The organism is Streptomyces viridosporus, from assembly GCF_002078235.1.
In the GTDB taxonomy this organism is placed as follows: domain Bacteria; phylum Actinomycetota; class Actinomycetes; order Streptomycetales; family Streptomycetaceae; genus Streptomyces; species Streptomyces viridosporus.
Window position 1 is genome coordinate 1 of sequence record NZ_MSGP01000094.1, and the last position, 14,298, is coordinate 14,298.

Sequence of the window (14,298 nt, forward strand, 5' to 3'; positions counted from 1 at the left end):
GGTTCGGCCCCGCCTACGCCAACGCGCTGCGCCGGCGCCGCCCGAAGCCGGGCGACAAACGGCATATCGACGAGGTCTTCGTCAAGATCCAGGGCCGGCAGCGGTACCTGTGGCGCGCGGTCGACGCCGACGGCAACGTGCTCGACATCCTCGTCCAGAGCAAGCGGGACACGGCCGCGGCCAGGCGCTTCTTCCGGAAGCTGATGAAGAAGACCCGGTCGGTGCCGCGGGTGGTGGTCACCGGCAAGCTCCGCTCCTACGGTGCGGCGCACCGCGAGGTGATGCCCTCGGTCGAGCACCGCTCCCACCAGGGGCTGAACAACCGGGCCGAGAACAGCCACCAGCCCACCCGGCAGCGCGAGCGCGCCATGAAAGGCTTCCGCTCGATGGGTGCCGCGCAGCGGTTCCCGGTCGCGTTCAGCGGCATCTCACCCCACTTCCGGCCACGCCGCCACCTGATGACCGCACCCGGATACCGCACCCGGATACCGCACCGAGATGACCGTCCGCTTCGCCGTCTGGGACCAGATCACCGGAACCACAGGCCGACCCGCCGCAACCTGAACCACCGTCACCATCACGGCCAGCCCCGTCCCGAAACCGCGCGCATCCCCAAGTACTCACTCAACCTGACAACGCCCGTGCTCGCGGTACCGGTTGCGCAGGTGCCGTTCGGTGACGGGGGCCAGGTAGTCGGCATCGGCCTTCGAGGCGTGCCGGGTCAGTGTTTCCTCGAGGGGATGTCGAGGTAGTAGCAGCGGGAGATGCCCCGGCAGTCGGCGACCAGGCCCGTGAGCATGTCGCCGTACAGGATGTCCTTGACCACGACGGGGTAGTCGGCGTCCAGTGCGTAGCGGGCGACGGTCTCGACCAGTCCGATGTTGGCGCCGCCGGGGACGTCATGCTCCCGCAGCACGGTCCGTCTCAGGTTGTCCTGGCCGACCAAGGCCAGGCCGCGGCCGAACCGGTCACGGATCTTCGCTGCCACGCAGGACTTGCCGGACGCCGAGTTGCCTCGAACGACGATGAGCCGGGTGACTTCGCTTCCCGCCATCACCCGGTCACGCTACTGGCCTGCAGGCAAACCGCGGATGCGCTTCGGCGAGGTCACGGGTACGGGCCGTGCCCATGGAGGTACTCAGCCCAATGGGGGGCAACTCACGTCCACGGTCTCGTTTCTACCGTTTCTCGGTGGGAGGTCAGCGCCCGCTCCTAGTCTCTCTGCCATGACATCAGCGAGGCCCAAGCGGCCGGTCAGTGAACTCCCGGGCGACCCCGCCCGTCTCCACCTTCACTACGGTCACGGACACCCCGCAGTGCCGTACGACTACGAGGACACCTTGGAATCCTGGCATGTCGCGGTCACCTACGGGACGGCGGGAGACGAGGAGTGGGAAGACGAAGAGGACAGGGACAGCCGCGCTCCGGCTGCGGGCACCGAGGTCGGGCACCTCATCCTGTGGAGGCTGCGTGACTACACCGGCGACAACCGGTGGGAGGCGGCGGACGCCGAATCCGGCGACCTTGAGGTCATCGTCTCCGCCGTCCTTGGCCGATCCGGACGCACGGGCTACAGCCCCGTGTTCGAGAAGGCGGTCACACATCCCGTCGGTGACCTGTTGATCCTCGACCGTGTCAGCCTCGACAAGGCGTGGAGGGGCTTCGGGCTGGGCCCGGCCCTGGCTGGCGAGGCGATCCGCCGCCTGTCCGGGGGCTGCTGCGCGGTAGCGGTGTTCCCCGGTATGGGCGAGTACCCTGAAGACCGCGAGGAGGTCACCGAGGCCTATCGCCGCCAGGCGAAGAAGAAGATTGCCGCGCTGTGGGAGAACATCGGCTTCCAGCCATTCCGCCGCGGGGTGTGGCTCCTGGACACCGCCCTGCGCGGGCCGGAGGAACTCATGCTGGCCCGCCGTGCCGAACTACGCGCGCTCGGCGCAGCCTTCCAGCGGTCCGGTCCGTCTGAGAGCGACCTGGCGGACGCCATGGCTGTCGCAGAAGGCGACACCAAGGTGTCGGCGAGGCCGCGTACGACCTGACTTTTCCTACAGGTGCTGCGTCACGCAGATGGACAGGAACCCCGAAGGAAAGAGGGGGAGCGGGGAGTCATGGGGGAGAGGCAGCCGGTGGGCGAGGACATCCAGGACGCGCTGGACTGGGCACGGCAGCGCCTTGAGGAGATGGGCGTCTTCGCAACGGAGGACGGACTGCGGTGGGCAGCGGCCCACGGGCTCGTCCTGTCCGTGTGGCGCAACGGCCCGATTGAGGACGCGCACGCTTCCCGGCCGACCAGCCGACGCAAGGCATTGCACGACGGAACGACGTTCGCCCGCAACACCTGGCTCACCCGGCAGGCATTCGACGTCCTGGGCTCCGACGACCAGTTCCGTCTCTATGCGCTGGAGGATCTGGTCCTGGACCGAGACACGGTTTGGCCGGGATGCGAGGGGACCCTGACGGACTTCGGCTGGGGATTCCTCGGAGAGATCAAGAAACACGTGAAACAGCGCATCGACATGTTCAGGCACTTCGAGAAGAGACTGCCGCCTGACGACTTCCTCGTCTTCGCCGGTGCTCCACAGATCGGGACCCACGACGACCACTACGGTATGCCGAAGTGGCCTGCCTGCGTGGAAACGGCGATGCGCCGGCTGCGTGGCGAGGACGAGGAGTTCCTGCACGCGTGGGACGACTTGATGGCTCGTATCGGCCTCGCTCCTGCTCCCGTCACCGCGGACCTTGAAAGAACCCGGAAACTGCTGCTGGAGGCTCCGTGGGAACTGGGTGCCGGGAACCTGGACTGGTTCGCCTGGAACCCGATCCTGCAACCACCGGGCACGACACCCTAGGCGCGAGTGAGCAGCAGTTGCCATGGCCGCGTATGCGGTTTCGCTGGGACGGTGATGGCCCTGCACGAAGGAGCGGTGATCGCAGCACGCTGCCCGGCTCGCCCGGTTCCTGCTCGGATCCCGTCCAGACCGAATCCGGACCGCCCTCGCCACGGCCCGCGCAGCCGTCGCCCGGGACACCACCGAGACCGCGCCGCAGGTCTGGCACAACAACGCCGAAACCCTCCGGGAAGCCCGCGAAGCCGCAGGACTCGACCTCCACGACGCCGCCGGTCACCTCGGCATCAAGCCCGCCACACTCCAGCGCTTCGAACAGGCAACCGACAAGCTTCCAGGACGCCCGGTCTCCCTCGGCTACCTCCAGCTCCTCACCCTGAGCTGCGTCCAGGCGGGCCACACCGCCCCCGCCTGCATCCCGCAGGCTATCTCCCAGCCGATGATCTCGCTGCCGATCACCCTGTAGTACGCCACCGCGCCCACACCCTGCCTCACCCCACCACCGTGTAGCGACCGCCACCCGACACCAAGCCAGAAACCTCAGTAAGCAACCACTTCAGAAAGACGCCTGACGGAATTACCGCCTTCGGGGTATATCTCATGCATCGGTTATGACGCTGCACGGGACGACGTCCGTGGCGGATGGCCGACGGGGGGGGGGCGGATGGGTGTGCGAAGGATACGGAACCACTTGGCTGTCGCGGGGGCTCCACACCGGTTGGCAGGCGACAGCCGCATCTGGGCGATGATCACCCTTCTAGTACTCGTGACCACGAGCGCCTGCGATACGGGGAACACGGGCAATGACAGCGGGAAGGGCCTCGACCTCGGCAGCGTGACCGCTGGGTGGGGCCCGGACCGACCGACTTTCACCGAGGCCGGCCGTCCTGACCGCGCAACGCTGAACTCGGTGACCGACAATCCTCGGCACGGGGACGAGCGGACCTTCTTGTCCGTCACCGAAGTCGCCACTGGTCAGCGGCATGTGGGCGGTGACGTCGCGTTGCAGCCGGGCCAGACCTACGAGGCGACAGTCTTCTTCCGCAACGACGTCGCCCCCGGCACCCAGGCAGGGGCGAGTACCGGTACCCGGGTGCGCGCGACACTGCCTGCGACGGTGAAGGGCCGTGAACTCATCTCCGCGTTCCTTCAGTCCGACAACGCCGAGCCCGCGCTGTTGTGGCAGTCGCTGGCGCTGGCGGCCCCGGCGGACTCGCCGGTGGCCGTACGTATCGTCCCTGACTCCGCTCGCGTCTATACCGAGGCGGCACCCAAGGGCGTAACCCTGCCGACGGAGGAACTGTTCTCCGAGGCAGGAACACTCATCGGCTGCTCGGCGCAGGACGGTGTTCTCACTGGGGCGCGCCAGTGCGAGGGGCGGGTGCAGTTCCGCTTCGTTGCCGACCAGCCCAACTTCGTGATCAGCCAGGCTGTTTCGCGTGCAGGAGAGACGGGCACGAGCGGCCTTCGATTCGAGGCGGGGACGCGCGTCACGTTCAAGATGCACTACCGCAACACCGGCACCACGCAACAGGACAACGTGGTGTTGCGTAGTGAGCTGTCCGCCTCATTCCGGTATGTGTCCGGCAGCACCAACGTCTCAACGTCGCGCACTGACGGCAAGTGGACGAAGGTCGGGGACGGAGTCACAGAAGACGGCTTCAATCTTGGTTCCTACGTCCCGGGCGGGGGCGCATATTTGAAGTTCACGGCTGTCCTTCCCGACGCGGAAGACGTGGACTGCGGGCTCACCAGCACGAAAAGCACGGCCATGGCGAGAACAGAGAACGGTACAAAGTCGGTCAAGTCAGCCATTCTCGTCGAGAAGAGGTGTGGGTGACCTGCCGTGGCTGACGAGGAAACCGGCAGCGCAGCAAACTCCAAATGGAAGTCGCTGCTGGAGAACCTGAACTTCGTTGTCGCCGTGATCAGCCTTGTGGTTGGCCTGGTGGCGTTCTGGGTCCCGATCAGGATGGACCGGCAGGCTCAGGAGCGCGAGCGGTCGAGGACCTGCGTCGATGCGGTCATCGACCTCAGGGCTGCACTCAGAACCATCGAGAACGGATACGCGACCGACCCGGATCATAAATCGGAGCGCACCGTGGACTGGGCCGCAGGTAAAGCCGAGATCGAGCGCGTGCGGGCATCATGCCTCGACGCCCCACTCTCGTCAGCGAATGGCGTCGAGCAGTCAGAGATGCTGTGGCAGCAATACGACACCGAGCAGAACGCCGCCCGGCATAGCCCGCCACCGCTCGAAGCCGTCCGGGCCCTGGACGCGTGGACGCTCGACGCGATCGCTGATCTGACGCAGCGATGACCTTAACGGGAACGCGCCATGAGGGGCTTCCGCTCCGTCGGCGCCGCACAAAGATTCCTGGCCGCGTTCAGCGGCATCTCACCCCACTTCCGGCCCCGGCGGCACCTCCTGACCGCCATCGAATGCCCCGTGTCACATCCCGGCCGACGCCGCTGAGGAGGTCCTGCTCGACGTGGACACTCACAAGGACGTTCACGCCGCGGCTGTCATCACCATGCTCGGTGCCGCCCTGGACGGCCGGAGCTTCCCGGCGACCGCGCAGGGATACCATCAACTCGTCGCCTGGGCCCGCTCGTGATGACCGCACCCGGAACTACCTGCAGCGACGCCTTGCCGAGGGCAAGACGCGCCGATAAGTCATCCGCTGCCTCAAGCGCTACATCGCACGGGAGGTCTACCGGCTCATCGCCACTCCGAGCCCCGCACGTGCCGCAACCGCTACTTGACATCCATAGGGGCATCAGTGCCCTTTCCACGCTATTTCCACGAGGTCGGGCGGAGTGCCAAGCGGTTCTTCAGGCGTTGGATCTGTGCCGTCCGGTGCTGGGTCTCGTAGAGAGCGAGCGCTTGCTGCCACGCTTCTCGGGCCTGATCGGGGTGGTTCATGGCGTGGTGCGTGTCGCCCAGGTTGGCGAGGGTGTCGGCCTCGTCGTGGGTGTTGCCGAAGTCCCGGAAGAATGCCAACGCCTGCTGGTAGTGGTCCAGGGCGTGGGTGTGATGGCCGGTGTGGTGAGCGATGTAACCCAAGCTGTCGAGGGTTGATGCCTCGTCGCCAGGACGGCCGTACGTGCGGAAGAGCGCGAGTGCCTGTTCGCAGTGGGTCCGGGCTTCGGGGTACAGGCCGAGTTGGGCATGCATCCAGCCGACTGCGTTGAGTTGGTTGGCCTGCCAGATGGGGTTGTCGAGCCTCTGGTATAGGTGCAGGGCGCGGATGGCGTGGTCGAGGGCGCGCTGGTCGTCTCCATGCTGCTCCCAGGCCCGGCCGAGGGTGCGGCAGATGTGCGCCTGGGCGGCGATGTCACCGGTCTTTTCGGACAGGGTAAGAGCGCGGTGCAGGTGGGCGAGGGCTTTGGCGTGTTCTCCGGTCTGCGCGTGGGCGTGCCCCAGTCGCCAGTGGGCGAGAGCCTCGGGGGCGGGGGTGGCGCCGTCTTTCTCGGCGGAGGTGAGGGCGGTGCGCCAGACGGCGAAATAGTCCCGCAAGTGGTGACCGCTCAGGTGGTAGGAGATCAGGGTCCAGGCCAGTTGCCATACCTGGGCATGCCATCCCTGGGCCAGGGCGAGGCTCTGGGCGGTCAGTAGGCAGCGGTGTTCGGTGGTAAACCACTCCAGCGCTGCTGCTGCATCCGCCAGTGGGAGCGGTGTGCAGCCAGGGGCGGGGGAGGCCAGTTCCGGCTGGAAGGGAGTATGCGGCCCGTCGAACAGCTGGTTGGCGATGAAGGCGGTATGCAGGTAGAAGTCGACCAGCCGGGTCAGGGCAGCGGCGGTGTCCTGCTCGGGGCAGCTGAGTTCGGTGGCGAACAGACGGACGAGGTCGTGCATCTGGTATCGACCTGGGCGGTGCTGCTGAATCAGATGGGCGGACTCCAGTTCGGCCAGGAGTACGCGAGCCCGAGCCGGGGCGAGTGCGGCCAGGCTCGCGGCGGCGGCCAGGCTGATGTCCGGGCCCGGCGCCAGCCCCAGCAGGAGGAACAAGCGCCTGGCCGGCGGGGTGAGAGCGCGGTGAGAGGTGGAAAAGACCGCACGCAGGTTGACGGTCATATCGCCGGCATCCAATGCGTCGAGACGGTTGGCCGCCTCGCCCAGTTCCTGGGCCAGCACAGCGAGCGGCAAAGCGGGGTGGGTGGCGGCGCGGGCAGCCACGATGCCCAGGGCGAGAGGGAGGCCCGCACAGTACTCCAGCAGGGCGGCGACCGCCTCGGGTTCGGCGACCACCCGGTGCACGCCGAGATGACGGGTGAGCAGCTCGCGAGCCTCGGCTTCCTGGAAGACGTCGAGCATGAGAGGACTGGCACCGTGGGTGGTGACCAGGGCAGTAAGACGGTTACGACTGGTGACCAATACCGCGCAGGAAGGGCTTCCCGGCAGCAGGGGGCGGACCTGATCGGCATCGTAGGCGTCGTCCAGCACGATCAACGTGCGCCTGTCGGCGAGCAGGCTGCGGTAGAGCCCGGACTGCGCCTGTGGATCCTTTGGGATGGCGTCAGGGGCGACACCCAAGGCATCGAGGAAACCGCAAACGGCGACTGAGGCGGGCAAAGGCTCCGCGGACGGGGCGAAGCCGCGCAGGTTCACATACAACTGTCCATCGGGGAAGCGTCCCAGGTTTTCGTGTGCCCACCGCACGGCCAGCCAGCTCTTGCCGACCCCGCCGAACGCTGAGATCACTACGGCGGTGCTCCGCCCGGTCCGGTTGTCGAGGGCATCGGTGAGCTGCTCGAGCTCCTGGCTCCTGCCGGCGAATACTGGCGGCGACGCGGGCAGCTGACGCGGCACCACTGTTGATATCGGCTCCGTCAGGGCGACGGTATCGGTAGGGGCGGCCAGTGCCGTGTCCGCGGTGAGGATCTGCTGGTGCAGGTGCTGCAGTGCTTGGCCGGGATCGACTCCCATTTCCTCGGCCAAGCCGTGCCGGACACGCTCGTAGCACTCCAGTGCCTCGGCCTGCCGCCCGCATCGGTACAGCGCCAGCATGAACTGGCCGGCCACCCGCTCATCCAGCGGATAGGCCTCCGCGCGCGCCGAGCATTCAGCCAGTATCCGGGGGTGCTGCCCTAACTGCAGTCGTACCTCTGCCAGATCCAACTGTGCAGCCAGCCGCTCCGCGTCCAGAAGAGCACGCTGGGCGTTGAACCATGGAGTGTCCGCCCCGGCGAACGCCTCCCCTCGCCACAGCCCCAGAGCTTCCTCCCACAACGCCACCGCCCGCTCCTCCGCACCCGCCCCCTTGGCCTGGTCTGCCAGGCCACGGAATTGGTACAGATCCACCGCTTCCGCCTCCACCACGAGCCGGTAGCCGCCCTGTTCCCGCACGATGTCCACCCCCACTGAGGTCAGCGCCTGCCGCAACCGGGACACATACCCGTACAGTGCCCCCCGGCCCCGCCGCAGCATCAACTCTCCCCACACCCGCTCCACCAGCACATCCGTCGGCACCACGCGGTCGACGTCCACCAGCAGTGCCCCCAGCACTTGCCGCTGCCGCGCATGGCCCACATCCACTGACACGCCGTCGGCCCACGCCTCAACGACGCCAAGAACCTTAAATCGCACAGCCATCCCGCCCCCAGCCCTGGTCGTGAGCACGTCGCCCCAGTTTTATCCACCGCTGACCAGGGGCCCAAGCCCGATTCAAGCTTTTCCGAAGGTTTCCCGACGGCCGTCACAGCACGGTGTGACTGCAAGTGTCTGGGGGCCCGTGCGGAGGCAGGTGGCTGTCATTTGCAATTGCTTGCGGACCAGTGCAATCCATGGACAAAGACTGAGCTTGAGATTTAACCCAGCAGATTCGAACACCTCTGATCGGCGCTTTCAGACGCGATCAACGCGCCCATAGCGGGATCGAATCGGATGAAAATGCCCAGTCGGCACGGCGGAAGGTCGTGTTCGAACGGCGAGGTTAAAGCTCAAGCTGAGAAGCCGTCTCTCAACCGAACGTGATCCGTTGATTTTTGCTGGTCAGACATCCCATGCCGTTGTGGTGTCAAGTAGCGGCCGAGAGACACCTCATGGTGCTAACTCGTCAAGGCGCCGGCTGCGGTATTCGAACAGTGACCACTCAGAGAGCTTCTCGATGAGTGCGAATCCGCCGCGACTCACTCCAGGTAGAGAGCAGCCAGACGCGGCAGGCGGCGAGCCATCTCGTCTGAGTCCGAAAAGTCGAAGTACCAGACAGGGTCCAGCTGCGGGTAGCGGATGGTGGGTGCGTCCGGTGGAAGCTGATCACCGATCGCCGTGATGTGCGCGTTCCAGGCGATGACCAGCATGTCTTCGCCCTCCAGGTCGGTGCCGGCGGCTGCGGCGGCTTGGACTGTGGGCAGACTCGCCAGGGCGTCAGGATCAGCGACGACGCGCTCGAAGACCTCACGCCCCTGAGCGATCAGCCAGCCGCGGAAGTAGTCGAAGCCGTCGTCGGAGCACCCACCGTTGGCGATGTAGGCGGCGGCCCACAGACGATTGGTGTAGGACTCAACCATCAGGTCCCACAGCACCTGCTCAGCGGCGACAATCTCCTCAGCCGGCCGGGCGGCCAGCAGCGCGGTCGCTTCGCGGGCGACCGCTGCGCTGTCGTGTGGGGTGATCGCCCGGTCGCGGGCCGCCGCGATGAGTTCCCAGAACTGCTCCTTGTTCATGGCGGGGAGCATGCCATCTCGTACTGACAGAAGGAGTTCTCGACCGTGGGAGATCAGGCTGCCGCCTTCTCCGCCTCCAGGCTCGGAGTCGGAAACGCGACCAGTTCATCGAAGGGCGTGTGCTCCTGGAGGCAGCGATAGAGCTGGCCGAGCATCCGGTTGAAGAGGTTACGCAGGGCGGCCGCGTGCCAGTCTCCGTGGACGTCACGTCGGCGCCGGTAGAGGGCCTTGGCCCCGGGTGATCCGTTGGGGGCCGCGAAGGCCCACAGATAGCCGGCATGGTTGAGCCGGTCGTTCTTCACCCTGCGCCGGATGATGCTCGACTTCTTGCCGGAGGCCCTGGTGATCGGCGAAGCGCCGGCATAAGCCTTCAGGCCGCGGGCGTCGGCGAAACGGCTCCGGTCGTCGCCGATCTCGGCCAGCACCCGGGCACCGAGCTGGACGCCGGGGCCGGGAAAGCTGAGGATGATCTCCGCGTCCGGGTGCTGAGGGAAAACCTCCTCCACCGCCTTCGCGAGGTCGTCGGCGGCCGTGCAGGCAGCGTCGAGCTGGATGAGGAGGGCGAGCATCTGCTTGCCGAGCGCGTCCTCCACCAGCTGGGGCTGGTGGGCCCACTCGGCGCGGAATACCTCGCGGATCCGGTCGGCCTCGGCCTCGATGCCCCGCTTGCGGCCGGCCCGCTTGAGCGCCGCCTGGATCTGCGTCCGGCTCAGCCGCGCGGCCTGGGAGGGCGTGGGAGCGAGCCTGAGCAGTTCGCGCGCCTCGGGCCGGCAGAGGCCGTTCCGCCAGGTGGCGAAGGCGTCCGGGGCGGACGGGTAGTACTCGCGCAGCAGAGATCGGAGCTGGTTGGAGTTCTGCTGCCGGTTCCACGTGGCGTCCTGCTGGGCGCGGGCGAGGACGGCGACGGCGCGGGCCAGGTCGCTGTCCTGCGGCAGGGGCCGGTGGGCGTGCATGTGGGTGCGGAGGATGTTCGCCAGGACCAGGGCGTCGCCGGGGTCGGACTTCTTGCGGGAGACGGAGTGGCGGTCACGGTAGCGGGCGGCGGCCATCGGGTTGATCGCGAAGACCTGGCGCTTGCCGGTCCGCAGCACGGCGACCAGCAGGCCGCGGGAGGTCTCGAGCGCGATCGGGATCGGGGCGTCTTCCGTGTCGCCGTACTCGGCGAGCAGGTCCGTCAGCAGTTGGTAGCCGGCAGCGCCGTCGGTGATACGGCGTTTGGCGAGCAGCTCGCCGGTGTCGTCGACGAGAGCGGCGTCGTGGTGGCGTTCGGCCCAGTCGATGCCGCAGTAGATCAAGTTGTTCCCTCCCCATTGGCGTGGGTGTTTGCGCTGGTCACGAGCGCATGCGGGCCACGCAGCGACCTAATCCCAGGACTCAGCCACCGGACCTCATCAGCCGTGTTCGTGGCACCAGCGCACCTCACGGGCCTCGGTCTGCTCGGGAGCTCGGACCGGCTCGGGTTTTTCAAGAGGTCACCGTGCGGGGGCTCGCACCACCAACTCCAACGAGTGATCAAGCTGGCGGTGTTGACGGTGGTGGTGGTCGCGAGGGCACCGGACGCCGCACGGTCTACAGCTAGGCGTCGAAGCCCGGAGACGTGTAGGCGTCCGTCCGCCGCCCATGCGACCGCCACCACTATCAGAGCCGGGACCGCCCACCGATCCACGGAAAGGTTTCGGGAGCCTGGATGGAACCAGACGCCACGGTCCCGGCGTTCTCGAACGGCTCGTCCGTGTTCCCGATCCGGCAGACCGTCCGTACCCACGGATTAGGAGACGTGGAACTTCCGCCCGATCAGCGTGCGCACCCTCGCGGCGGTCCACACCTGGTCGTCCGTCCAGCCGTGCGCGGCCGGTCCCTCCTCCAGCCACGTCGCAAGCTTGGCCTGCAGGTGTGGGCCGAGGCGGCAGTCGTAGCCGGAGGGGCCCTTAGAACGCAGCGTCTCGCGTCCGCCCGTCCTCCAGCTACGGCGCCACTGGTAGACCGGCTTCTCACTCACCCGTAACTCTCGGGCGATGCGCGGGACTTTCCTGCCCTCCTCGAAGAGGTCGGCGGCCCGCATCCGTACCTCTTCGCGGCGCCTGCGCTGTTCGGCGGTCAGCCCGCCTCCGTCCGGATACCGCATGCCTCCGGCGTACCAGCCGGCGTCACCGGTCCCGGCACAGATCCAGATCCCGAAACGCCGAAAGTCGGTATCTGTGCTTGTACGCTGTCTGCGCTCGTGCGCGGCCCGCTCTGCGGGGCGGGAGTGCCGCGTGCTCCCTGACGGGCGGCCGGGGAGCAGCAGCCCGATGTCAGTGTGCGGAGTCCTTTGCACGGGCGTCCGAAGTCGTCCGTATCGAGGTGGCGGCCACCAGCAGTGCAGCGAACGCGATGGGCGCGGCCGTCTGATACCCCATCCACACCTCACCCCCGGCGCTGCTGCCCCGCCGTGCCATCAGTAGGCCGGCAAGCGCCGTCAGCACCCAGCCACTGTCGTAGGCGATCATGAGCCGCGTGTAGGTGCGCATCGGGCGGCTGCGCACATACCTGATCTCGATCCCGCCGCCGATGAGCAGGGCCACGCCGGAGGCGATCATCAACCAGGCGGGCACGCCGAGCAGGTCGCCGAGCCGGGTTGCGCCGATGACGAAGGCTGCACCGAGCAGCACCTTGACGACGCCGTCGGCGACGATCCCTACCATCCGGTAGGTCGCTGCCGTCACGGTGGCCTGGGTCTGGGCCTGGGTCACGAGCATTCCTCCCCGCTGCCTGTCCTGACTCCGAAGGACATAACTCGATTACTAGAATAATGAGATTATGAGAATGACGAGAGCGGAAACGAAGGAACGCAACCGCCGCGCCCTGTTGGAGGCTGCGTTCGAGGTCGTCTCCCGAGCCGGGCACCGCGCCAGGCTCGAGGAGATCGCCGAACAGGCCGGCCTGACCACCGGCGCCGTCTACTCCCTGTTCGGCAGCAAGAACGGCTTGGTGGTCGCCCTGGTCACCGACTACCTGCGGCCGCACTACGAAGAGATCGAGCAGGCTGTTCCCGCTGGACTGGATCTGCTGGAAGCGGTCGACGCCGTTGCCCGGTATTACCGGCGTAGCTGTGACGCCTCCGACGCGTTGTCCGGCCTGTCGCTGCAGGTCACCTTGCTGGACATGGCCCTGCACGACCCAGAACTAGGGTCCCGGCTCGCCGCGTCCGTCCGGGCACAGGAGAGCCACCTGGTCGCGTTGTTCGCCGGAAGATCACACGAGGGGAGCGTCGTGAGGCCGCATCAGGCGCGGCGCTTGGCCGTCGCGCTCAGGGCACTGTTCGTCGGCCTCAGCCAGGGCGTCATCCTCGGCCTCGCCCCCGGTGCCGACGAGCAGTACTTCGCCGATGCCGCCTGCGCCCTGGCATCCGGTATGGCCCACGTCGATGACGATGCGGACGCTTCTGAGTCATGCGGTTCAAAGTGACTGCGGAGCTCGGTGCCCGCCCTGACCCCGAAACGCCGAAGTCAGTAGTACTCCAGCCGTATATCGTGATCTTGTTGCTGGAGCGGGGCGGAGAGGGGGCCGTCGTCGGCCATCGTGGAGATGGGGGTGGGCTGTAGAGGCGTCCGCTACTCGTCGAGTCCTCCGAAACGGCGGGCATCTTTGACCTCGTGGAGTCTGGCAGCCGTCATCGGGGTCCACTCCCTCCTCTGTCCAGCGGTATGGAGGGCCTTTCCAACCTCGCTGAGCTTCGCGGAGGACAACACGCCTGCCCGCTCGATCAGGTCGTCCCGGGCCACGGTGGTCAGCCATGTGCAAGGAGTAAAGCCTGGACGCGGGAACGCGAACCGCAGCACGCCTTCGAAGGGCAGTCCTTCCAGGATGCCTACGGCCACTTCAACGCCGAGGCCGCTGATGTCGACGCCCGCTGGAGCGACGACCTGCATCGCCTGGAACCCGGATGACTCCTCGTCCGATAGCAGCACGACCGGGCGTCGCTCGTCGAAGTCGACCCACCAGACTTCACCGCGTTGCATGTGTCCTCCTGGCATCAGTCGGCGGGCGAACGCTGCGCGCCCCGAGCGGGACGCGGAAGAGATGCGGCCCCGTCTTCGCACGTCGTGACCGAGGGATGGTGAAGACGGGCGCGGCCACCGGTGATCATCGGTGTGTGAAGACAAACGATCATACGGTGGCCGCAGGTCGCAGCGTAGACCCTGCCCGCTGGCAGGATGGGTTCGAGGCCCTGATGTCTCGGATAGCGGTCCGGTTCGCGCGGGTCGAACCCCGGCGTCGGGTACGGGAACCGGTGCTGGGAGTGCTGTCGGACCTGCCGCGCAAGAACTGCTGGAGCATCGCCGAGTGGACCGGACAGGCCACGCCGGACGGCATACAGCACCTGCTCGGCCGGGCCAAGTGAGATGCCGACATCGTGCGCGATGACGTGCGCGAGTACGCGCTGGAACATCTGCACGGCGAGGATGCGGTGCTGGTGGTCGACGAGACCGGAGACGTGAAGAAGGGCATGCACACCGTGGGTGTCCAGCGCCAGTACACCGGCACCGCCGGGAGGATCGAAAACGCCCAGGTCACCGTCTACCTCGTCTACGCAGGCCGCCGCGGACACGCGGCGGTGGACCGTGAGCCGTACATCCCGCGCTCGTGGACGTGCGACCCGGACCGCTGCCGGGCAGCGGTCCGGGCGAGGACGTCGTCTTCGCGACCAAGCCGGAGCCGGCCGCCCACATGATCGGCCGGTTCCTTGACGCCGGACACCGCGTGGGCTGGGCCGCGGGCGACGAGGTCTACAGCGGCAACCCGA

General features: G+C 67.2%; 11 protein-coding genes and 7 pseudogenes. 10 read left to right on the forward strand and 8 right to left on the reverse strand.

What is annotated here, in order from left to right; genetic code table 11:
• Nucleotides 1-564 (forward strand): annotated as a pseudogene (locus B7L92_RS06680) (IS6 family transposase); the annotation flags it as partial.
• Nucleotides 565-620: 56 nt separating this feature from the next.
• Here the strand turns inward: B7L92_RS06680 and B7L92_RS06685 are convergent.
• Nucleotides 621-1,054, reverse strand: a pseudogene (locus tag B7L92_RS06685) (P-loop NTPase family protein).
• A 262-nt stretch (nucleotides 1,055-1,316) separates the two neighbouring features.
• Here B7L92_RS06685 and B7L92_RS06690 point away from each other — a divergent pair.
• The 3 genes and pseudogenes from B7L92_RS06690 to B7L92_RS42030 form a co-directional block, all read left to right on the forward strand.
• Entirely contained in the window at nucleotides 1,317-2,036 is a 720-nt protein-coding gene (locus B7L92_RS06690; protein ID WP_081236541.1) for a hypothetical protein, read from the forward strand.
• 87 nt (nucleotides 2,037-2,123) lie between these two features.
• Entirely contained in the window at nucleotides 2,124-2,846 is a 723-nt protein-coding gene (locus B7L92_RS06695) for a hypothetical protein (protein ID WP_255310788.1), read from the forward strand.
• A 133-nt stretch (nucleotides 2,847-2,979) separates the two neighbouring features.
• Nucleotides 2,980-3,153, forward strand: a pseudogene (locus B7L92_RS42030) (helix-turn-helix domain-containing protein); the annotation flags it as partial.
• 47 nt (nucleotides 3,154-3,200) lie between these two features.
• Here the strand turns inward: B7L92_RS42030 and B7L92_RS42035 are convergent.
• Nucleotides 3,201-3,338 carry a hypothetical protein gene (locus B7L92_RS42035; protein ID WP_255310789.1) on the reverse strand — a complete coding sequence of 46 codons (138 nt, stop codon included), beginning with the start codon at nucleotides 3,336-3,338 and terminating at the stop codon, nucleotides 3,201-3,203.
• A gap of 271 nt (nucleotides 3,339-3,609) precedes the next feature.
• Here B7L92_RS42035 and B7L92_RS06705 point away from each other — a divergent pair, with 271 nt between their 5' ends.
• The 4 genes and pseudogenes from B7L92_RS06705 to B7L92_RS42045 form a co-directional block, all read left to right on the forward strand.
• Nucleotides 3,610-4,683 carry a DUF11 domain-containing protein gene (locus B7L92_RS06705; RefSeq protein WP_159461003.1) on the forward strand — a complete coding sequence of 358 codons (1,074 nt, stop codon included), beginning with the start codon at nucleotides 3,610-3,612 and terminating at the stop codon, nucleotides 4,681-4,683.
• A gap of 6 nt (nucleotides 4,684-4,689) precedes the next feature.
• Nucleotides 4,690-5,163 (forward strand): hypothetical protein, encoded by a 474-nt coding sequence (locus tag B7L92_RS06710; protein WP_081236544.1) that lies wholly within the window; start codon nucleotides 4,690-4,692, stop codon nucleotides 5,161-5,163.
• Between the two features lie 6 nt (nucleotides 5,164-5,169).
• Nucleotides 5,170-5,280 (forward strand): annotated as a pseudogene (locus B7L92_RS42040) (IS6 family transposase); the annotation flags it as partial.
• 19 nt (nucleotides 5,281-5,299) lie between these two features.
• Nucleotides 5,300-5,458: pseudogene (locus B7L92_RS42045) on the forward strand (IS110 family transposase); the annotation flags it as partial.
• 182 nt (nucleotides 5,459-5,640) lie between these two features.
• On the opposite strand, the gene B7L92_RS06715 reads toward B7L92_RS42045, so the two are convergent.
• The 5 genes and pseudogenes from B7L92_RS06715 to B7L92_RS06735 form a co-directional block, all read right to left on the reverse strand.
• A complete protein-coding gene (locus tag B7L92_RS06715; RefSeq protein WP_255310790.1) occupies nucleotides 5,641-8,466 on the reverse strand; it encodes an AfsR/SARP family transcriptional regulator in 2,826 nt (941 codons plus the stop codon).
• 509 nt (nucleotides 8,467-8,975) lie between these two features.
• Entirely contained in the window at nucleotides 8,976-9,512 is a 537-nt protein-coding gene (locus tag B7L92_RS06720) for a DUF4240 domain-containing protein (RefSeq protein ID WP_081236549.1), read from the reverse strand.
• A gap of 53 nt (nucleotides 9,513-9,565) precedes the next feature.
• Nucleotides 9,566-10,807: an IS110 family RNA-guided transposase gene (locus tag B7L92_RS06725; protein WP_081236545.1), complete on the reverse strand. Its 1,242-nt coding sequence runs from the start codon at nucleotides 10,805-10,807 to the stop codon at nucleotides 9,566-9,568.
• Nucleotides 10,808-11,283: 476 nt separating this feature from the next.
• A pseudogene (locus B7L92_RS06730) lies at nucleotides 11,284-11,637 on the reverse strand (helix-turn-helix domain-containing protein); the annotation flags it as partial.
• A 169-nt stretch (nucleotides 11,638-11,806) separates the two neighbouring features.
• Complete coding sequence (locus tag B7L92_RS06735; protein ID WP_081236550.1) at nucleotides 11,807-12,196, reverse strand: hypothetical protein; 390 nt, start codon at nucleotides 12,194-12,196, stop codon at nucleotides 11,807-11,809.
• Nucleotides 12,197-12,317: 121 nt separating this feature from the next.
• Between B7L92_RS06735 and B7L92_RS06740 the strand changes: the two genes are divergently transcribed.
• Nucleotides 12,318-12,959: a TetR/AcrR family transcriptional regulator gene (locus tag B7L92_RS06740; protein ID WP_081236546.1), complete on the forward strand. Its 642-nt coding sequence runs from the start codon at nucleotides 12,318-12,320 to the stop codon at nucleotides 12,957-12,959.
• A 146-nt stretch (nucleotides 12,960-13,105) separates the two neighbouring features.
• Here the strand turns inward: B7L92_RS06740 and B7L92_RS06745 are convergent, their stop codons facing one another.
• Nucleotides 13,106-13,513, reverse strand: coding sequence for a type II toxin-antitoxin system PemK/MazF family toxin (locus B7L92_RS06745; protein WP_081236547.1), 408 nt, complete (start codon nucleotides 13,511-13,513; stop codon nucleotides 13,106-13,108).
• 212 nt (nucleotides 13,514-13,725) lie between these two features.
• On the opposite strand from B7L92_RS06745, the pseudogene B7L92_RS06750 reads away from it, so the two are divergent.
• Nucleotides 13,726-14,298: pseudogene (locus B7L92_RS06750) on the forward strand (IS701 family transposase); the annotation flags it as partial.